Consider the following 17,195-nt stretch of genomic DNA (forward strand, 5'->3'; position numbering starts at 1 on the left):
AGCCCCATCGTGACCACGCCAGGCAAACCCGTCGTACTCATCGCGGAAAAGCTCGCGCCGTCCGTGCTGAGCGTGTTCGGCGACGAGGTCGACGTCCAGCATGTGGACGGCACCGACCGGCAGGCGCTGCTCGAGGCGGTGCGGGGGGCCGACGCGCTGCTGGTGCGGTCCGCCACCAAGGTCGACGCCGAGGTGCTCGCCGCCACCACCCGGCTGAAGGTGGTCGCGCGCGCCGGGGTGGGCCTGGACAACGTCGAGGTGCCCGCCGCCACCGAGCGCGGGGTGCTGGTGGTCAACGCGCCGACGTCGAACATCGTCTCGGCCGCCGAACACGCGGTCGCGCTGCTGCTCGCCGTGGCCCGCCGGGTGCCCGCGGCCAACCAGAGCCTGCAGGGCGGGGAGTGGAAGCGCAGCTCCTACTCGGGGGTCGAGCTGAACGGCAAGACCATCGGCGTGGTCGGCCTCGGCAAGATCGGCCAGCTGTTCGCCCAGCGCCTCGCCGCCTTCGGCACCACGCTGATCGCCTACGACCCCTACGTCTCGGCCGCGCGCGCCGCGCAGCTGGGCATCGAACTGGTCGAACTGGACGAGCTGCTGGCGCGGGCCGACGCGTTCTCCATCCACCTGCCGAAGACCCCGGAGACCAAGGGCCTGATCGGCGCCGAGGCGCTGAAGAAGACCAAGCCGGGCGTGATCGTGGTGAACGCCGCCCGCGGTGGCCTGGTCGACGAGGAAGCGCTCGCCGCGGCCATCCGGGAGGGTCACGTGGGCGGGGCCGGTGTCGACGTCTTCGTCACCGAGCCGACCACCTCCAGCCCGCTGTTCGGCCTGCCCAACGTGGTGGTCACCCCGCACCTCGGCGCGTCGACCGCGGAGGCGCAGGACCGCGCGGGCACCGACGTGGCGCGCTCGGTGCTGCTGGCGCTGCGCGGCGACTTCGTGCCGGACGCGGTGAACGTCTCGGCGGGCGGCCCGGTGGGCGAGGAGGTCCGGCCGTACCTGAGCCTGACCCAGAAGCTCGGCACCGTGCTGGCTTCGCTGGACCCGAAGGCGCCGACCACGCTGACCGTGCACGTGCGCGGTGAGCTGGCCGACGAGGACGTCAGCATCCTGCCGCTGGCCGCCGAGCGCGGGGTGTTCTCCGGTGTGGTGCGCGACCCGGTCACCTTCGTCAACGCGCCGCGGCTGGCCGAGGAGCTCGGCGTCCGGGTCGAGCTGACCAAGGAGCCGGAGAGCCCCAACCACCGCAGCCTGGTCACCGTGCGCGCGGTGCACGCCGACGGCAGCACGCTGTCCGTTTCCGGGGCGCTCACCGGCAAGGACGAGGTGGAGAAGCTGGTCGAGGTGAACGGCCGGTCGTTCGACCTGCGTGCCGAAGGCAACCTGCTGCTGCTGGAGTACCCGGACCGCCCGGGCATCATGGGCCGGGTCGGCACCCTGCTCGGCGAAGCGGGCATCAACATCGAGGCCGCGCAGATCAGCCAGACCACCGACCGCACCGACGCGGTGATGCTGCTGCGCGTGGACCGCGCGGTCGACCAGCACGTGCTGGAGCCGATCGGCACCGTGGTGCAGGCGAGCACCATCCGCGCCATTTCCTTCGGCTGATCCCGGTGGGTGCGCGGAACCTCTTCACGGTTCCGCGCACCCACCGAGTTGCTTCCTCCCGTCATTTCGAATGCGTAACGCAGGCGCCCGGTTACCGCCGTCCTCGCAGGTCGGCCCGGGCGCCCCTCATCCGGCCGGGTGGCGCTCACTCGAATGGCCTACCAAAGTAGGTGCATTCTGCGACTAAATTTCCACCCGCGAGGCTGAACCGCGCGCCGTCGAGGGCACGGCACGCACGCCGGGAGCGCACCGTCGGGGGTGTTCGAGCCCGGGCAGGTTCTCAGGTGAGCCTCGGGTGAGGGCATCCAGTCATGTCAAACACTCGCGTACCCAGATGGGCCGCGCGGTCGTCGATCGCGGTGCTCTCCGCCGTGCTGGCGGCCGGATTCACCGGGGTCCCGGCGGCTTCGGCCCAGGACGTCCCGCTCGCCGACGCGCTGCCGCAATCCGGTGCCGCCGGTTTCGCCGGCAAGGTCGAACCCCGCCTCGGCACCGCGCAGGGCAAGGTGACCGCGTTCGTCGAACTGGCGAAGCGGCCCGCGGTCGACGCGTTCCACGCCGAGCAGAGCAAGGGCGCGGGCAAGGAGCAGGCCAAGCGGGCGGCGAAGGCGGCCAAGGCCGAGACCGAAGCCGCCGTCGACTCCGTGGTCGGCCAGCTGACCAGCGCCGACGCGGGCACCGAACTGCTCGCGGAAACCTCGACCGCGGTGCCCGGCGCGGTGGTGACGGCCGACGCGGCGAAGATCCGCGAACTGGCGCACCGCGACGACGTGGTCTCGGTCCGCACGGTGGTGCCGAAGAAGCGCACCAACACCAGTGCGGTGCAGCTGACCCAGGTCCTCAACGCGTGGCAGCAGACCGGCCGCTACGGCGACGGCGTCCGCGTCGGCATCATCGACGACGGCATCGACTACACCCACGCGGACTTCGGCGGCCCCGGCACGAAGGAGGCCTACGACGCGATCGACCCGACGCAGATCGCGCCGTCGTTCTTCCCGACCGCCAAGGTGGTCGGCGGGGTCGACCTCGTCGGCGACGAGTACGACTCGGGCGGCGAAGGCGACATCACCATCCCCAAGCCCGACCCCAACCCGATCTCCTGCGGTTCGCACGGCACGCACGTGGCCGGCACCACCGGCGGGTTCGGCGTGAACGCCGACGGCAGCACCTTCACCGGTGACTACTCGAAGCTGACCCCGGAGACCGTCGCGCAGATGCGCATCGGGCCCGGCACCGCGCCGAAGTCCCTGCTGTACGCGATCAAGGTGTTCGGCTGCCACGGTTCCACCAACGTGGTCAGCGAGGCGCTGGACTGGGCGCTGGACCCCGACCGCGACGGCGACCCGACCGACAAGCTCGACCTGGTGAACCTCTCGCTGGGCAGCGACTTCGGCGCGCCGGACGACCCCGATTCGCTGTTCGTGCGCAAGCTCGCCGCGAACGGCGTGCTGCCGGTGTTCTCCGCGGGCAACGGCGGTGACCTCAACGACGTCGGCGGTTCGCCGGGCAACACGCCCGAGGCGCTGACCGTGGCCAGCACGCGGGACGCCTCGGTCCTGCGCGACGCCGTCGACGTGCTCGCCCCGGCGGGTTCGGCCGGGCAGAAGCCGGGCCAGTTCAGCCAGGACTACGCCGGCTACGACACGCTCGACGTGACCGGCCAGGTGGTCAAGCTCTCCGCGGCCAACGCGGCGGGCTGCGCGCCCTACTCGGCCGCCGACAAGGCCGCCGTGCAGGGCAAGATCGCCTGGCTGGAGTGGGACGACAACGACGCCACCCGCCCGTGCGGTTCGGCGGCCAGGGCGAACAACGCGCAGGCGGCGGGGGCCACCGGCGTGCTGCTGTCCTCCTCGCTGGAGAACTTCGCCGCGGGCATCGCCGGCAACGCCGCCGTGCCGATGTTCCAGCTGACCGGTTCGGCCACCGCCGCGGTGCGCCCGGCGCTGGACGCCGGTGCGCTGCAGGTGCGCCTGTCCGGGGCCGGCCGGTCCGCGCTGCAGACCTTCGACCAGTCCATTGTGGACACCCCGAGCTCGTTCACCTCGCGCGGGGGCCGCGGTCCGGCGGTCAAGCCGGACGTCGCCGCGCCCGGTGACAGCATCTCCTCGGCGTTCAGCGGCAGCGGCAACGGCCGCACGGTGATGTCGGGTACCTCGATGGCCGCCCCGCACACCTCCGGGGTCGCCGCGCTGCTCCGCCAGGCCCACCCGGACTGGTCGGTCGAGGAGGTCAAGGCCGCGGTGATCAACACCGCCGGCAGCGACGTCTCCGAGGGCGGCAAGGTGTTCGGCCCGCAGCGGGTCGGCGCCGGCCGGATCAACGCGAAGTCCGCGCTGGACAACCAGGTCCTCGCCTACGTGCAGGACAACCCCGGCGTGGTGAGCGCTTCGTTCGGCACCGTCGAGGCCGCCGGTCCGGTGAGCCTGACCAAGACCATCAAGGTGGTCAACAAGGGCGTCAAGCCGGTCGAATACGCCGTCGCCTACCAGGGCGTCACGCAGATGCCCGGCGTCCGGTACGAGCTGAACAAGAACAGCGTGAAGCTCAGCCCGCGCGGCATCGCCACGGTCACCGTGACGCTGAAGATCGACGACCCCAAGGCGCTGCGCAAGGTGATGGACCCGACCATGCAGGCCACGCAGGCCGGCCTGGCGCGCCAGTTCCTCGCCGACGCCTCCGGCCGGGTGGCGTTCACGCCGAAGAACGGCGCGACCGTCGGCCTGCGGGTCCCGGTCCACGCGGCGCCGAAGCCGGTCGCCGCGATCACCACCCCGGCGCAGGTCGGCTTCGCCGCCGGACAGCAGCAGGCGGTGGTCAACCTCGGTGGCCGCGGGGTCAGCCAGGGTTCGGGTTCGCAGGCGTACCGGTCGCTGGTGAGCGTGTTCGAGCTGCAGGCGCAGTCCCCGCAGCTGCCCGAGTGCGACGACCAGCCGACGCAGTGCACGATCAACGGCACCGCGAAGGGCGGCGACCTGAAGTACGTCGGCGCGGCCTCCACCGCGCCGCTGGCCAAGCAGCAGGGCGCTCCCGAGGAGGCGCTGCTCGCCTTCGGCATCGCCACCTGGAGCAACTGGGCCAACATCGGCAGCAACACCATCCCGTTCGTCGACATCGACACCAACGGCGACGGGCAGCCGGACTTCGAGTCCTACGTGACCAAGGCGACCTCGAGCGACGTGCTCCTGGTCAACACGGTGGACCTGAACAAGCCGGGCTTCCCGTCGGTGGACCTGCAGCCGCTCAACGGGCACCTGGGTGACGTGGACACCAACGTGTTCGACACCGACGTCGCGGTGCTGCCGGTGCGCCTGGCCGCACTCGGCATCGACCCGAACGCGGACTCGCACCGGATCGCCTACACGGTCGGGGTCGCCGGGTACTACACGGCGCCGGGCAGCGGCGTGATCGACAGCATCGACACCCCGCTGTCGTTCGACGCGGTTTCGCCGGGGTACTGGGTGCAGGGCGGCGGGGACGCCGCGCTGTCCTACCTGGCGCGCCCGGGCACCGCGCTGGTGGTCAACCGCGACGCCGACGCGGCGGCCGGGGACACCGTGCTCGGGCTGCTCGCGCTCAACCACCACAACGCGTCGGGCAACCGGGCCAATGTGGTGCAGCTGAACGTCAACAACACGGTCGACGCCAGCTGAGCCATCTCGTGGATCCGGCGCCCGGGAGCCACGGCTCCCGGGCGCCGTTCGGGTTCACCGCACCGCTCAACCGACCGTGTGAAAAAGTGAGACTTGTTCCTAACGGAGTAGCGGACGACACTTCCGGGTGTCTCACCACGCGGGAGGATCAGACGTAAGGGTGGTGCGGCTTCGGCCGAATGTCGGCAGCCGGTAACCTGCCGTCGCTGGAGTTTTGTGCGGATGGGCCATCCGGGACGCCGGACCCAGATCGACGGAGGTGTGTGGATGCGGCTCGCTGTGATCCCAGGTGACGGGATCGGGCCCGAGGTGGTCACCGAGGCGCTGAAGGTGCTGGGTGAGGTCGCGCCGAACGCGGAGACCACCAACTACGACCTCGGCGCCGCGCGGTGGCACTCCACCGGCGAGCTGCTCCCCGAGTCGGTGCTCGGCGAACTGCGCCAGCACGACGCGATCCTGCTCGGCGCGGTCGGCGACCCGACGGTGCCCAGCGGCATCCTCGAGCGCGGCCTGCTGCTGCGCCTGCGGTTCGAGCTGGACCACCACGTCAACCTGCGCCCGGCCCGGCTCTACCCCGGGGTGCGCGGTCCGCTGGCCGATTCGGCCGAGATCGACATGGTGGTGGTCCGCGAGGGCACCGAGGGCCCGTACGCGGGCAACGGCGGCCTGCTGCGCAAGGACACCGAGCACGAGATCGCCACCGAGGTCAGCGTGAACACCGCGTTCGGCATCCGGCGGGTCGTCTCCGACGCCTTCGACCGCGCCGAGCAGCGCCCGCGCAAGCACCTGACCCTGCTGCACAAGACCAACGTGCTGGAGCACGCCGGTTCGCTGTGGTCGCGCGTGGTCGAGGAGGTCTCGCTGGAGCACCCCGACGTCACCGTGGCCTACTCGCACGTGGACGCCGCGACCATCCACATGGTCACCGACCCCGGCCGGTTCGACGTGATCGTCACCGACAACCTGTTCGGCGACATCATCACCGACCTGTCCGCCGCGGTCACCGGTGGCATCGGCCTGGCGGCCAGCGGCAACCTGGACATCACCCGCCGCAACCCGAGCATGTTCGAGCCGGTGCACGGCAGCGCGCCGGACATCGCCGGGCAGGCGCTGGCCGACCCGACCGCCGCGGTGCTCTCGGTCGCGCTGCTGCTGGACCACCTCGGCCAGAAGGAGCCGGCGCGCCGGATCGAGGCTTCGGTGGCCTTCGACCTGGCCACCCGCGACCAGGCCAACCCCGGCTCCACGCACGCCATCGGCGACCGCCTGGCCGCCCTCGTCTCCTCGAACACCCGCACCGGCTGACCTCGGCGGGTTCGGTGGGTTCGGCGGGTTCGGTGGGTTCCAGTATGTGGGAGATTTCGCTCGCGTACTGGAACCCCGGTGGGAGCTGTGGCACTATCGGCGCCGTGACTTCTTCCGCCATCATTATCGGCAGGCGCGCCGGGTAGCTGTTCTCGCGAACACCCGGCGCGCGACCTCTCGCATTTTCCTGCGGGAGGTTTTTTGCTGTTCTGGGGCCTTTCACCCCACCACGATCCGAGGAGATCCCGTGAGTCGCACCGAACCGGCCGGAACCGCGCTGGGCGACGAGTTCCACCTCTACGACACCACCCTCCGCGACGGTGCTCAGCGTGAAGGAATTTCGTATTCGGTGACCGACAAGCTCGCCGTGGCGCGGCTGCTGGACGAACTCGGGGTGGGTTTCATCGAAGGCGGCTGGCCGGGAGCGCTGCCGAAGGACACCGAGTTCTTCGCCAAGGCGGCGGCCGAACTCAGCCTCAAGCACGCGGTGCTGGTCGCCTTCGGCGCCACGCGGAAAGCCGGTGCCACCGCGGAAAAGGACCCCCAGGTGCGGGCGCTGCTCGACGCGCAGGCACCCGTGGTGACCCTGGTCGCCAAGTCGGATCTGCGGCACATCGAACGCGCGCTCAAGGTCGAAGTCGCCGAGGCGTGCGAGATGGTCCGCGACACGGTCGCCTTCCTGGTGCGCGAAGGCCGCCGCGTTTTCGTCGACCTGGAGCACTTCTTCGACGGTTACGCGTTCAGCGAGGACACCGCGCTGCGGGTGGCCGACGCCGCGGCCGGGGCCGGCGCCGACGTGGTGGTGCTCTGCGACACCAACGGCGGCCAGTTGCCGCTCGGCCTCGCCGAAACCGTGCGCGAAGTCGGGGACCGCACCGGTTTCCGCCTCGGCATCCACTGCCAGGACGACACTTCCTGCGCGGTGGCGAACAGCATCGCCGCCGTGCAGGCCGGCGCGACGCACGTCCAGTGCACCGCCAACGGTTACGGGGAACGGGCCGGCAACGCCGACCTGTTCGCCGTGACGGGGAACCTGGTGGCCAAGCTCGGCATGGAGGTGCTCCCCACCGGGAACGCCGCCGAGCTGACCCGCGTCTCCCATGCCCTTGCCGAAATCGCGAACATCGCCCCCCACGCCCACCAGGCGTACGTGGGAGCTTCGGCCTTCGCCCACAAGGCGGGGCTGCACGCGAGCGCGATCAAGGTGGATCCGTTGTTGTACAACCACATCGATCCCCCTTCCGTCGGCAACGACATGCGGGTCCTGGTCACCGAGATGGCCGGCAGGGCCAGCCTCGAACTCAAGGGACGTGAGTTGGGGGTCGACCTTGCCGGCCGGCCCGAAGCGCTGACCAGCGCGGTGCGCGAGGTGAAGCGGCTGGAGGCGCTGGGCTGGTCCTTCGAAGCCGCCGACGCCTCACTGGAACTGCTGCTGCGCCGGGAGGCGGGGGAGGACCTCGCCGATCCGCCGTTCGTGCTGGAGTCCTACCGCGTGGTGCTGGACCACCGCGCGGACGGCGAGATCGTCTCGGAGGCCACGGTGAAGGTGCACGTCGGCGGGCAGCGGGTGATCGCCACCGCCGAGGGCAACGGCCCGGTGCACGCGCTCGACGCCGCCCTGCGCGAGGCGCTCACCCCGCACCTGTCCTGGTTGGACAGCGTCGAGCTGGCCGACTACAAGGTGCGCATCCTGCCCGGGCACCCCGGCACCGACGCGGTGACCAGGGTGCTGGTGGAGACCAGCGACGGCGAGCGGGAGTGGACCACGGTCGGGGTGCACGGCAACATCGTCGAAGCCAGCTGGCTCGCGCTGTGCGACGCCCTGGTCCACAAGAGCCTGCGCCGGACCACGTAGGATCGGGGTCGTGCGCCTAGCCCGAATCGCTCATCCCGGTGGTGTCGCCTTCGCTTCGATCGAGGGGGATGGTGAGGACGCCCAGGTCCGGGAGATCGCCGAGCACCCGTTCGGCGACCCGAACTTCACCGGCAAGCGCTGGCCGCTGGCCGACGTGCGGCTGCTCGCGCCGATCCTGCCGTCCAAGATCATCGCCGTCGGCCGCAACTACGCCAAGCACGCCGCCGAGTTCGGCAACGAGGTGCCGCAGGCGCCGATGCTCTTCCTCAAGCCGTCCACCAGCGTGATCGGCCCGAACGCGGCGATCAAGCTGCCACCGGGGGCCGGCCGGGTGGACTTCGAGGGCGAGCTGGCGGTGGTGATCGGCCAGCCGGTCAAGAACGTGCCCGCCGCCCGCGCGGCGAGCGTGGTGCTCGGCTACACCGTGGCCAACGACGTCAGCGCCCGCGACCTGCAGAAGGCCGACGGGCAGTGGGGTCGCGCCAAGGGCTACGACACCTTCTGCCCGCTCGGCCCGTGGATCGAGACCAAGCTGCCCGAACCGGGCAACCTGGCGCTGAAGTCCGAGGTGGACGGTCAGCTCAAGCAGGACGGCAGCACCGCGGACCTGGTCCACAAGATCCCGGAGCTGGTGGAGTTCGTCTCCTCGGTGATGACGCTGCTGCCCGGCGACGTGATCCTCACCGGCACCCCGGAGGGCGTCGGCCCGATCACCGACGGGCAGCAGGTGTCGATCACCGTCGAGGGCATCGGCACGCTCACGAACCCCGTGGTCCAGGGCTGACTCCCGCCCGCCGGCCCACCACCACCCTCAACGGTGGCGCTGCGCGCCCCTGTCTTGTCGGCGGGCGAACCCCGGAGCGTGCTCGGGCCGCAGGCCGATCCCGATCAGGTAGGCCGGGACCACCGACAGCGCCGGGAACCGGCTGAGCAGCGCGATCACCGGCTTCGGCGGCCCGTCGCGGCGGCCCTCCATCACCGGCCGCATCACCGCGCGGTGCAGCAGCCGCTGCAGCAGCTGCACCGCCACGGTCGGCAGCCAGCGCCGGCGCCGCACCCCGGCCAGCTCCTTCGGCCCCGGCCTGCCCCGGCGCAGCGAGCCGGCCAGCAGTTCCGCGGTGGCCACCGCGTCCTGCACGGCCAGGTTGATGCCGACACCGCCGATCGGTGACATCGCGTGCGCGGCGTCACCGATGCACAGCAGGCCGTCGGTGTGCCAGCGGTGCAGCCGGTTCAGCTTCACGTCGAGGAACTTGACGTCGTCCATCGTCCGCAGCGCGCCGAGCCGGTCGGTGAAGTCCGGGTAGACGTCGGCGACGTCGGCCCGGAACCGCTCGATGCCCGCCTGCCGCACGTCCCCGTCCGAACCCTTCGGCGCCAGGTAGGCGACCTGGAAGTAACCCTCGCGGGGCAGTGCCGCGGCGAACTTCCGGTTGCGCATCTGCGGGCTGATGGTGTCCCCGCGCTCGCCGTCGTGCCGCGGCAGCCGGAACCACCAGGCGTCGAACGGCACGCCGAACTCCTTCGGCCGCAAGCCCGCCTGCCGCCGCGCCAGTGACCAGCGGCCGTCGGCGGCCACGGTCAGGTCGGCGCGGAGTTCGCCGGTGGTGCCGTCGGCGGTGCGGTAGCGGACCCCGTCGACGCGGTCGCCCTCGGCGATCAGCCCGGTGACCTCGGTGTTCATCCGCAGGTCGAACGCCGGTTCGTCGCGACCGGCGTCGGCGAGCAGGTCGAGGAAGTCCCACTGCGGCACCATCGCGATGTACGGGTAGCGGGCGTTCAGCCGCGACAGGTCGGCGAAGGTGAGCATCCGGTCGCGGCCCACCGGGAAGCCGATCTGGCGGATCTCGCTGTGCGGCAGGGCGTGGAAGCGCTCGCCGAGCCCCAGTTCGTCGAGCAGTTGCAGGGTCGACGGGTGCACCGTGTCCCCGCGGAAGTCACGCAGGAAGTCGGCGTGCTTCTCCAGCACGGTCACCTCGACGCCGGCCCTGGCCAGCAGCAGTCCCAGCACCATGCCCGCCGGGCCGCCGCCGATGACCGCGCAGGTCGTGCGCTCGGTCATCACCACCACCTCTTTTCATCACCTGTTGAATAAATCGAGCATGCACCCGGGACCACCGGTGCGTCAAGGCTTCGGGCACTGGATACGCTGGTCGGGCTATGACTGAGACCACGCCTGTACGCGCCCGCTTCTGCCCGTCGCCCACCGGCACCCCGCACGTGGGGTTGATCAGGACGGCGCTGTTCAACTGGGCCTTCGCCCGGCACCACGGCGGCAAGCTGGTGTTCCGCATCGAGGACACCGACGCCGCCCGCGACTCCGAGGAGTCCTACGAAGCGCTGCTCGACGGGCTGCGCTGGCTGGGGCTGGACTGGGACGAGGGGCCCGAGGTCGGCGGCGAGCACGGCCCGTACCGGCAGAGCCTGCGGCGGGAGATCTACGCCGACGTGGCGGCGAAGCTGCTCGAAGCCGGTGAGCTGTACGAGGCGTTCTCGACCAACGAGGAGGTCGAGCAGCGGCGCAAGGCGGCCGGTCAGGACCCGAAGCTCGGCTACGACAACTTCGACCGCGACCTGACCGGCGAGCAGCGCGAGGCGTTCCGCGCCGAGGGCCGCAAGCCGGTGCTGCGGCTGCGCATGCCCGAGCGCGACCTCGGCTGGACCGACCTGGTGCGCGGCGAGATCAGCTTCCCGGCGGGCACCATCCCCGACCCGGTGCTGGTGCGCAACAACGGCGAGCCGCTGTACACGCTGACCAACCCGGTCGACGACGCGCTGATGAAGATCACGCACGTGCTGCGCGGGGAGGACCTGCTGCCGTCGACGCCGCGCCAGATCGCGCTGTACGCGGCGCTGGAGCGCATCGGCGTGGCCGAGCGGACCCCCGAGTTCGGGCACCTCCCGTACGTGATGGGGGAGGGCAGCAAAAAACTGTCCAAACGCGACCCCTCGTCGAACCTGTTCAACTACCGCGACCGCGGGTTCATCCCGGAGGGCCTGCTCAACTACCTGGCCCTGCTCGGCTGGTCCATCGCCGACGACCGGGACATCTTCAGCGTGGCCGAACTGGTCGAGGCGTTCGAGATCGGCAAGGTCAGCGCGAACCCGGCGCGGTTCGACCTGAAGAAGGCCGAGGCGATCAACGGCACGCACGTGCGGGCGCTCGACGTGGACGACTTCACCGCGCGCGTGGTGCCGTACCTGCGGGCGGCGAACGTGCTTTCGCCGGAACCGTCCGAAAGCGAGCTGATCCGGCTGCGCACCATCGCGCCGCTGGTGCAGGAGCGGGTGACCGTGCTCTCGGACACTGTGGACATGGTTCGTTTCCTCTTTGTGTCCGAAGAGGAATTCGCGCCGGAGGAGGCCGCGGCCACCAAGGTGCTCGGCCCGGACGCCGAACCCGTACTACGGGCCGCTATCGAGGCGCTCGAGGGACTGTCCACCTGGGAGACTCCGGCCATCGAGGAGGCGTTGAAGGACGCACTCGTGGAGAAGCTGGGTCTCAAGCCCCGCAAGGCTTTCGCACCGGTTCGCGTGGGGATTACCGGTCGTACGGTTTCCCCGCCGCTGTACGAATCGATGGAGCTGCTCGGCCGTGAGGTCTCCCTCGGACGGTTGCGGCGCGCGCTCGAAGGTGCCGGGCTGTAACTGCTTGACCGTGTCAGTTTTTTCTTAGTTCACCTCGTTGGTCGAATCGGTGAAGCCGTGGCTACCCCTAGCCTCTCTGGGTGGAATTTGCTCTCGCGCCCCCGAGACAGCGGCGGACGACCCCGGCTTCACCGGCTGACCCCTGGGCGGCCCCGGCCCTGCGCCTGGTCTGCCTGGACATCGACGACACCCTGGTCGACTTCACCGCGTCCAGCAGCGGCGCGCTGGCCGCCGTGCTCGGCCGCGACGACCTCTGGCCGCTGTGGGAGTCGGTGACCGATCGGCACGTCGCCATGGTGGTCGCCGGTGACCTCGACTACGCGGCGATGCACCGCACGCGCACGCAGAGCTTCCTCGCCGAGGTCGGGCGGCCGGTGTGCGTGGAGGAGGCCGCCTCGTTCGAACGGCGGCGGCTGGAGCTGCTGCGGCGCTCCTGGCGGCTGTTCGACGACGTGCTGCCGTGCCTGGAGTGGCTGCGGGCGGCCGGGGTGCACCTCGCCGCGGTGACCAACGCCTCGGGCGCGCACCAGCGCACGAAGTTGGCCGACCTCGGCCTCGCCCGGTTCTTCGACCACATCGCCATCGCCGGCGAGATGGGCGTCGCCAAACCCGATCCGGTGATGTTTCACACAGTCTGCCTGGCACTGGGCTGCGACCCCGGTGAGGCCGTCCACGTCGGCGACAAACTGGACACCGACGCCCTCGGCGCGGCCGGCGCCGGCCTGGGTGCGGTCTGGCTCGACCGCTCGGCCTCCGGCGCCGAGGTCCCCCGCGGGGTGCACGTCGTCGAGGGTCTGGCGGAGCTCCCTGAACTGCTGGTTTGCGAGTTCGCCAGGGTCGGCGTGCCCGCCCCGAGGTGAGTGGCTGGCCCCCGCGTGCGGGCCGCCGGGAGCCGTGGTCTATATTTCTTCCCGGCGGTGCGGAGCCGGTCAAGATCGGAAACGCACCCCAATGGGGTATGGTGTAATTGGCAGCACGACTGATTCTGGTTCAGTTAGTCTAGGTTCGAGTCCTGGTACCCCAGCTGCAAGAGGGAAAAACCGGTCTGGTAAGTTCTCTCTCGCAACAAGAGAAGAAGTTCCTGGCCCCCGTCGTCTAGCGGCCTAGGACGCCGGCCTCTCACGCCGGTAGCGTGGGTTCGAATCCCATCGGGGGTACGTTTCAGATCCAGCCCGTCACCTTTCGAGGTGACGGGCTGGTTTTTTGTTGGTTCTTCTGGTGGCGCCGTGTCAGGGGTGCGTCAGGGCGGTGGCGGTCCGGTGTCCGGGCGGCAGGCGAATGTGGTTTCCGTGATCGGGGCACCGATCGCACCGGAGCCTTCGTCAGCGGGGGTTTCCGGCCGAAACCTTCAGGAGAGCGCGATGCAGGAGATCGACACCCGCGCAGGACCGTCCGGAGTTGCAGCAGGCCGTGCAGGCGTTCGCCGGTGCGGGGCTGGCGGGGGCGGAGGTGCGGGTGCACGACGAGCGGGGGTGACTGGGCCGGCCGGACCGGGGTGCGTGGGCTGGGCCAGGACGCCGAGCCGCCCGTGGACGGGCAGGCGGCGTGCTGAAGACCTTCACCGCGACCCTGGTGCTGCAGCTGGTGGCCGAGGGCCGTCTCGAGCTGGACAGCCCGGTGGCCACCCACCTGCCCGAGCTCGGGCTGGACGCGCGGATCACGGTGCGGATGCTGCTGCAGCACACCAGCGGGCCGGCCAACCACACCGGCGACCTCGGCCCCGACGGCACGTTCGAGATGGGGGCTGCCCTCGATGGGCAAGGCGTGGGTGGACCACCGCTTCCACACCCACCGGCCCGAGGAGCTGGTGCGCTACGCGCTGGCCGAGCCGGCGCTGTTCGAGCCGGGCACCGATCAGAGCTACGCCAACACCAACTACACCCTGGCCCTGCTGCTGATCGAAAAGCTCACCGGCGCCTCCTACGCCGAGCAGGCGCAGCAGCGGATCCTGGGACCGCTCGGGCTCTCGGGCACCGTGGTGGCGGCCACCGCACCGGAGCTGGCCGGGGCCGGTGACCTGATCTCCACCGCCAAGGACCTGGCCACCTTCATCCGCGCGCTGCTGGGCGCTGAGTTGCTGCCCGCTCCGCTGCTGACCGAAATGCTGGCGCCGGAGGGCAGGTTCAACCTCGGTTCGGGCCTGTGGGTGCCGGACCTCGGGCCCAGACCCTGACCGCCACGCCGACCACCGGTGAGGTCGACCCGGCGAGCGTGTTCGCCAAGGCCCTGGAGGGGCTCATCAAGGCGGTGTTCGCCGACGGGCAGACGGGCCCCACGGACTGAGCGTTCGGGGCGGCGCCGTGCTCGCGGACGGCATCGGAAGCGGGGGTCCGCCACCAGGCGAACCGCGGCATCCTCGTCGCGGACCTGGTCGACCGGATGGAACACACGCCTTCGCCCGCGGTGGCGTGGCCGCTGCGCTCGATGGTGCCGGTTGACCTCACATCAGCAGCAGCGGGAGGGTGTTGACGGCGCTGTGCACGGCGACCTGGGCCCAGAGGTTGCGGTAGCGCGACCACAGGTAGCCGAGGAACAACCCGTGCACGCCCTGGAAGGCGAGGATCGCGCCCAGCGTCAGCGGGAGTCCCGCCCAGGGTGATCCCGCCTGGCCGTGGGTCGGCAGGTGCAGCCAGGCGAACAGCAGCGCCGTCAGCAGGATTCCCGCCCAGCGACCGAAAAGCGCCTCCAGCCGGGTTTGCAGCATTCCGCGGAAGAAGACCTCTTCGAGCACGTTGGCGGTGAAGAACGTCAGCGTCGCGACGACGAGGAGGTAGACCGGGTCCGGGTAGTCGGCGGCGCTGGGGAGAGCCGAGGAGAACGGGCCCAGCACGTGGAGCCAGCCGAACACCAGTACCGCCGGGATCGGGGCGAGCCAACGCCAGCCCTCCCGCGGCCACCAAGTGGACCGCAGCCGGAACGGGTCCGGTTCTTCCCGTGGGCGCAGCACCTTCACGAGCACCAGCGGCACCACCAGGTACACCAGCGGTTTCGTGAGGCCCCAGAGGTCGCGGATCGACTGCGCCAGATCACCCACGGCGGCGACGGCGAAAAGCGTCAGTGGCCACAGGAAAGCGACGAGCGCCAGGGCCGTCGCCTGACGGCTCAGGACGCGCCGGTCGTCCACACCGGGGAGCAACGCCGGCGCACGGGGCGGGAGCACGCGGACCAGCGCGAGGCCCGCCAGCGCGGGGAGCGCCGCGCCCCAGAGGGAAAGCCGCCGGTCCGAGTCCGTGGACGGCTTGATCGCGTCGTGCCCGGTCACCAGCAGCAGAGCGGGCGCGGCCACGAAAACCACGAGCCCGCCGACGAGGATCACCCTGGCGGCACCGGGACGGGTGCGAGTCCGATTCGTCACCGGAGAAGGATCGTCGACCTGGCGCGGGATCGCGTCATCACTTCGTAGGACCCGGCACGGCGGAAGCGGTCGATCGACTACCCGCCTGCCTGCGGGCAGCCGACAGGGTGTTTCGGGCCTGGGTGAAACCGTGGGAGCGGGTCCGGGCGGCCGGTTACCGTCGCCGCATTCGGGACCTTCTGGAGGGAAGAACATGCGCAAGCGCATGCGTGCGGGTGCGGCCGTCGTCCTGCTGGGGCTGGCGGGGGCGGCACCGGCGATCGCGGAGCCGGCGCCCGGTGCGCCGGGGGTCGGTGACCCGATCTACCCGCGGGCGGGCAACGGCGGGTACGACGTCCAGCACTACGACATCAACCTGCACTACCAGCCCGCCACGGACGAACTGTCCGGGCAGACCGCCATCCACGCGGTGGCCACGCAGGACCTTTCGCAGTTCAACCTGGACTTCGCACTCAAGGTCAACTCGGTGCGGGTGGGCGGTCAGCCGGCGGGCTTCCGGGTCGACGCCCAGGACAGGACCGAGCTGATCGTGACGCCGAGCGCGCCGGTGGCCGAGGGGCAGCCGCTGCACGTGGTCGTCGACTACGCCGACATCCCGTCGCAGGTGCTGGTGGACAACATCCAGGTCTGGCACCGCACCGAAACCGGCGGCGTGTCGTTCGGCCAGCCCCGCAGCTCCGAGGTCTGGTACCCGGCCAACGACCACCCCTCGGACAAGGCCACCTACAGCGTTTCGGCGACCGTGCCCGCCGGGACCACCGCGTTGTCCAACGGGGTGCTGACCGCCCGCTCCAACCCGGTGCCCGGCTGGAGCAAGTGGAGCTGGCGCGCCGAGGAACCGATGGTCAGCTACCTGCCGTTCATCGCGCTCGGCAAGTACGAGTTGAACCAGGGCGTGGCCGGGGACCTGCCGTACTACACCGCCTACGACGAGTCGCTGCGCGAGGTGCTGCCCACGGCCAAGGCGGCCATCGAGCGCACCCCGGAGATCACCGGCTTCCTCGCCTCGAAGTTCGGCCCGTACCCGTTCAGCTCGCTCGGCGGGGTGGCCACCACCGGCTGGAACTCGGCCATCGAGAACCAGACCACCCCGGTGTACGGCACCGTGTTCGAGCCGGGGAAGGACGGCACCTGGGTGGTCGCCCACGAACTGGCCCACCAGTGGTTCGGCGATTCGGTCGCGCTCGCCGACTGGTCCAACATGTGGCTCAACGAAGGCTTCGCCACCTACGGCGAGTGGCTGTGGTCGGAACACCGCGGCAGCGCCACCGCGGCCGAACTGGCTGACGCCTTCTACGCGAAGTACCCGGCGGAGCACGCGTTCTGGCGGCTGAAGCTGTGGCCGGGTACGCGGTTGTTCGACAGCGCGGTCTACGAGCGCGGCGCGATGGCGTTGCACGCCCTGCGCACCGAGGTCGGCGACGACACGTTCTTCCGGATCCTGGAGGGCTACCACACGAAGCACCGCGGCGGGCACGCCACGACGCCGGAGTTCATCCAGTTCGCCGAACTGCTCGCCGGCCGTCAGCTCGACGCCCTGTTCACCACCTGGCTGGCCGAGCCGGTCAAGCCCGCGACCGGGCCGAACGGCACCGTGGTCACCACGGCCCGCCACCTGCCGGTGATGGACGAGATGGCCCACGCGCACGAACACCTCGCCGCGCACCCGCACTGAGCCCCCAGCCGCTCACCCCACGCGAGGGGGCTCGACCAGGTCGTCGAACCGCCCGATCGCGGCCGAGGTTCGCCGATGCGGGCACGGCCGGGTCCGGCT

Annotated in this window: 12 protein-coding genes, 2 tRNA genes and 1 pseudogene; 13 read left to right on the forward strand and 2 right to left on the reverse strand. The window is 70.8% G+C overall.

The features are described from left to right. The first annotated feature begins 9 nt into the window (after positions 1-9). From serA to AC07EG_RS17870, 5 genes are all read left to right on the forward strand, one after another. Positions 10-1,608: a phosphoglycerate dehydrogenase gene (gene serA / locus AC07EG_RS17850; RefSeq protein WP_478254205.1), complete on the forward strand. Its 1,599-nt coding sequence runs from the start codon at positions 10-12 to the stop codon at positions 1,606-1,608. Positions 1,609-1,919: 311 nt separating this feature from the next. Beyond that, positions 1,920-5,258, forward strand: a complete 3,339-nt coding sequence (locus AC07EG_RS17855; RefSeq protein ID WP_478254206.1) for a S8 family serine peptidase — start codon at positions 1,920-1,922, stop codon at positions 5,256-5,258. Between the two features lie 267 nt (positions 5,259-5,525). Further along, positions 5,526-6,563, forward strand: a complete 1,038-nt coding sequence (locus AC07EG_RS17860; protein ID WP_478254207.1) for a 3-isopropylmalate dehydrogenase — start codon at positions 5,526-5,528, stop codon at positions 6,561-6,563. A gap of 247 nt (positions 6,564-6,810) precedes the next feature. Beyond that, complete coding sequence (gene cimA / locus AC07EG_RS17865; RefSeq protein WP_478254208.1) at positions 6,811-8,418, forward strand: citramalate synthase; 1,608 nt, start codon at positions 6,811-6,813, stop codon at positions 8,416-8,418. 10 nt (positions 8,419-8,428) lie between these two features. Beyond that, complete coding sequence (locus AC07EG_RS17870) at positions 8,429-9,202, forward strand: fumarylacetoacetate hydrolase family protein (RefSeq protein WP_478254209.1); 774 nt, start codon at positions 8,429-8,431, stop codon at positions 9,200-9,202. A gap of 27 nt (positions 9,203-9,229) precedes the next feature. On the opposite strand, the gene AC07EG_RS17875 is transcribed toward AC07EG_RS17870, so the two are convergent. Continuing rightward, the gene (locus tag AC07EG_RS17875; RefSeq protein WP_478254210.1) at positions 9,230-10,480 is read right to left on the reverse strand and encodes an FAD-dependent oxidoreductase; all 1,251 of its coding nucleotides are present in this window, start codon (positions 10,478-10,480) and stop codon (positions 9,230-9,232) included. A gap of 98 nt (positions 10,481-10,578) precedes the next feature. On the opposite strand from AC07EG_RS17875, the gene gltX reads away from it, so the two are divergent. The 7 genes and pseudogenes from gltX (at position 10,579) to AC07EG_RS17910 (ending at position 14,349) form a co-directional block, all read left to right on the forward strand. Then, positions 10,579-12,066, forward strand: coding sequence for a glutamate--tRNA ligase (gene gltX, locus AC07EG_RS17880; protein ID WP_478254211.1), 1,488 nt, complete (start codon positions 10,579-10,581; stop codon positions 12,064-12,066). 80 nt (positions 12,067-12,146) lie between these two features. Next, a complete protein-coding gene (locus AC07EG_RS17885) occupies positions 12,147-12,926 on the forward strand; it encodes an HAD family hydrolase (RefSeq protein WP_478254212.1) in 780 nt (259 codons plus the stop codon). Positions 12,927-13,018: 92 nt separating this feature from the next. Next, positions 13,019-13,090 (forward strand) — tRNA-Gln (locus tag AC07EG_RS17890). A 60-nt stretch (positions 13,091-13,150) separates the two neighbouring features. After that, positions 13,151-13,223: transfer RNA gene (locus AC07EG_RS17895), tRNA-Glu, on the forward strand. A gap of 427 nt (positions 13,224-13,650) precedes the next feature. Beyond that, a pseudogene (locus AC07EG_RS17900) lies at positions 13,651-13,719 on the forward strand (hypothetical protein); the annotation flags it as partial. Positions 13,720-13,819: 100 nt separating this feature from the next. After that, complete coding sequence (locus AC07EG_RS17905) at positions 13,820-14,239, forward strand: serine hydrolase domain-containing protein (RefSeq protein WP_478254213.1); 420 nt, start codon at positions 13,820-13,822, stop codon at positions 14,237-14,239. Beyond that, positions 14,209-14,349, forward strand: a complete 141-nt coding sequence (locus AC07EG_RS17910) for a hypothetical protein (protein WP_478254214.1) — start codon at positions 14,209-14,211, stop codon at positions 14,347-14,349. Before AC07EG_RS17905 ends, AC07EG_RS17910 begins: the two co-directional genes overlap by 31 nt. A 157-nt stretch (positions 14,350-14,506) precedes the next feature. Here the strand turns inward: AC07EG_RS17910 and AC07EG_RS17915 are convergent, their stop codons facing one another. Continuing rightward, entirely contained in the window at positions 14,507-15,421 is a 915-nt protein-coding gene (locus tag AC07EG_RS17915) for a lysostaphin resistance A-like protein (RefSeq protein ID WP_478254215.1), read from the reverse strand. A 193-nt stretch (positions 15,422-15,614) separates the two neighbouring features. On the opposite strand from AC07EG_RS17915, the gene AC07EG_RS17920 reads away from it, so the two are divergent. After that, positions 15,615-17,096 carry a M1 family metallopeptidase gene (locus tag AC07EG_RS17920; protein ID WP_478254216.1) on the forward strand — a complete coding sequence of 494 codons (1,482 nt, stop codon included), beginning with the start codon at positions 15,615-15,617 and terminating at the stop codon, positions 17,094-17,096. Positions 17,097-17,195: the final 99 nt, after the last annotated feature.

The sequence above is a fragment of the Amycolatopsis sp. NPDC045836 genome (genome assembly GCF_056431745.1).

What these genes read in the sequence shown, in the direction of transcription:
- AC07EG_RS17855 (WP_478254206.1), top strand. Translation starts at nt 1,920, where the DNA reads ATGTCAAACACTCGCGTACCCAGATGGGCCGCGCGGTCGTCGATCGCG.
- AC07EG_RS17860 (WP_478254207.1), top strand. Translation starts at nt 5,526, where the DNA reads ATGCGGCTCGCTGTGATCCCAGGTGACGGGATCGGGCCCGAGGTGGTC.
- AC07EG_RS17875 (WP_478254210.1), bottom strand. Translation starts at nt 10,480, where the DNA reads ATGACCGAGCGCACGACCTGCGCGGTCATCGGCGGCGGCCCGGCGGGC.
- gltX (WP_478254211.1), top strand. Translation starts at nt 10,579, where the DNA reads ATGACTGAGACCACGCCTGTACGCGCCCGCTTCTGCCCGTCGCCCACC.
- AC07EG_RS17905 (WP_478254213.1), top strand. Translation starts at nt 13,820, where the DNA reads ATGGGCAAGGCGTGGGTGGACCACCGCTTCCACACCCACCGGCCCGAG.
- AC07EG_RS17920 (WP_478254216.1), top strand. Translation starts at nt 15,615, where the DNA reads ATGCGCAAGCGCATGCGTGCGGGTGCGGCCGTCGTCCTGCTGGGGCTG.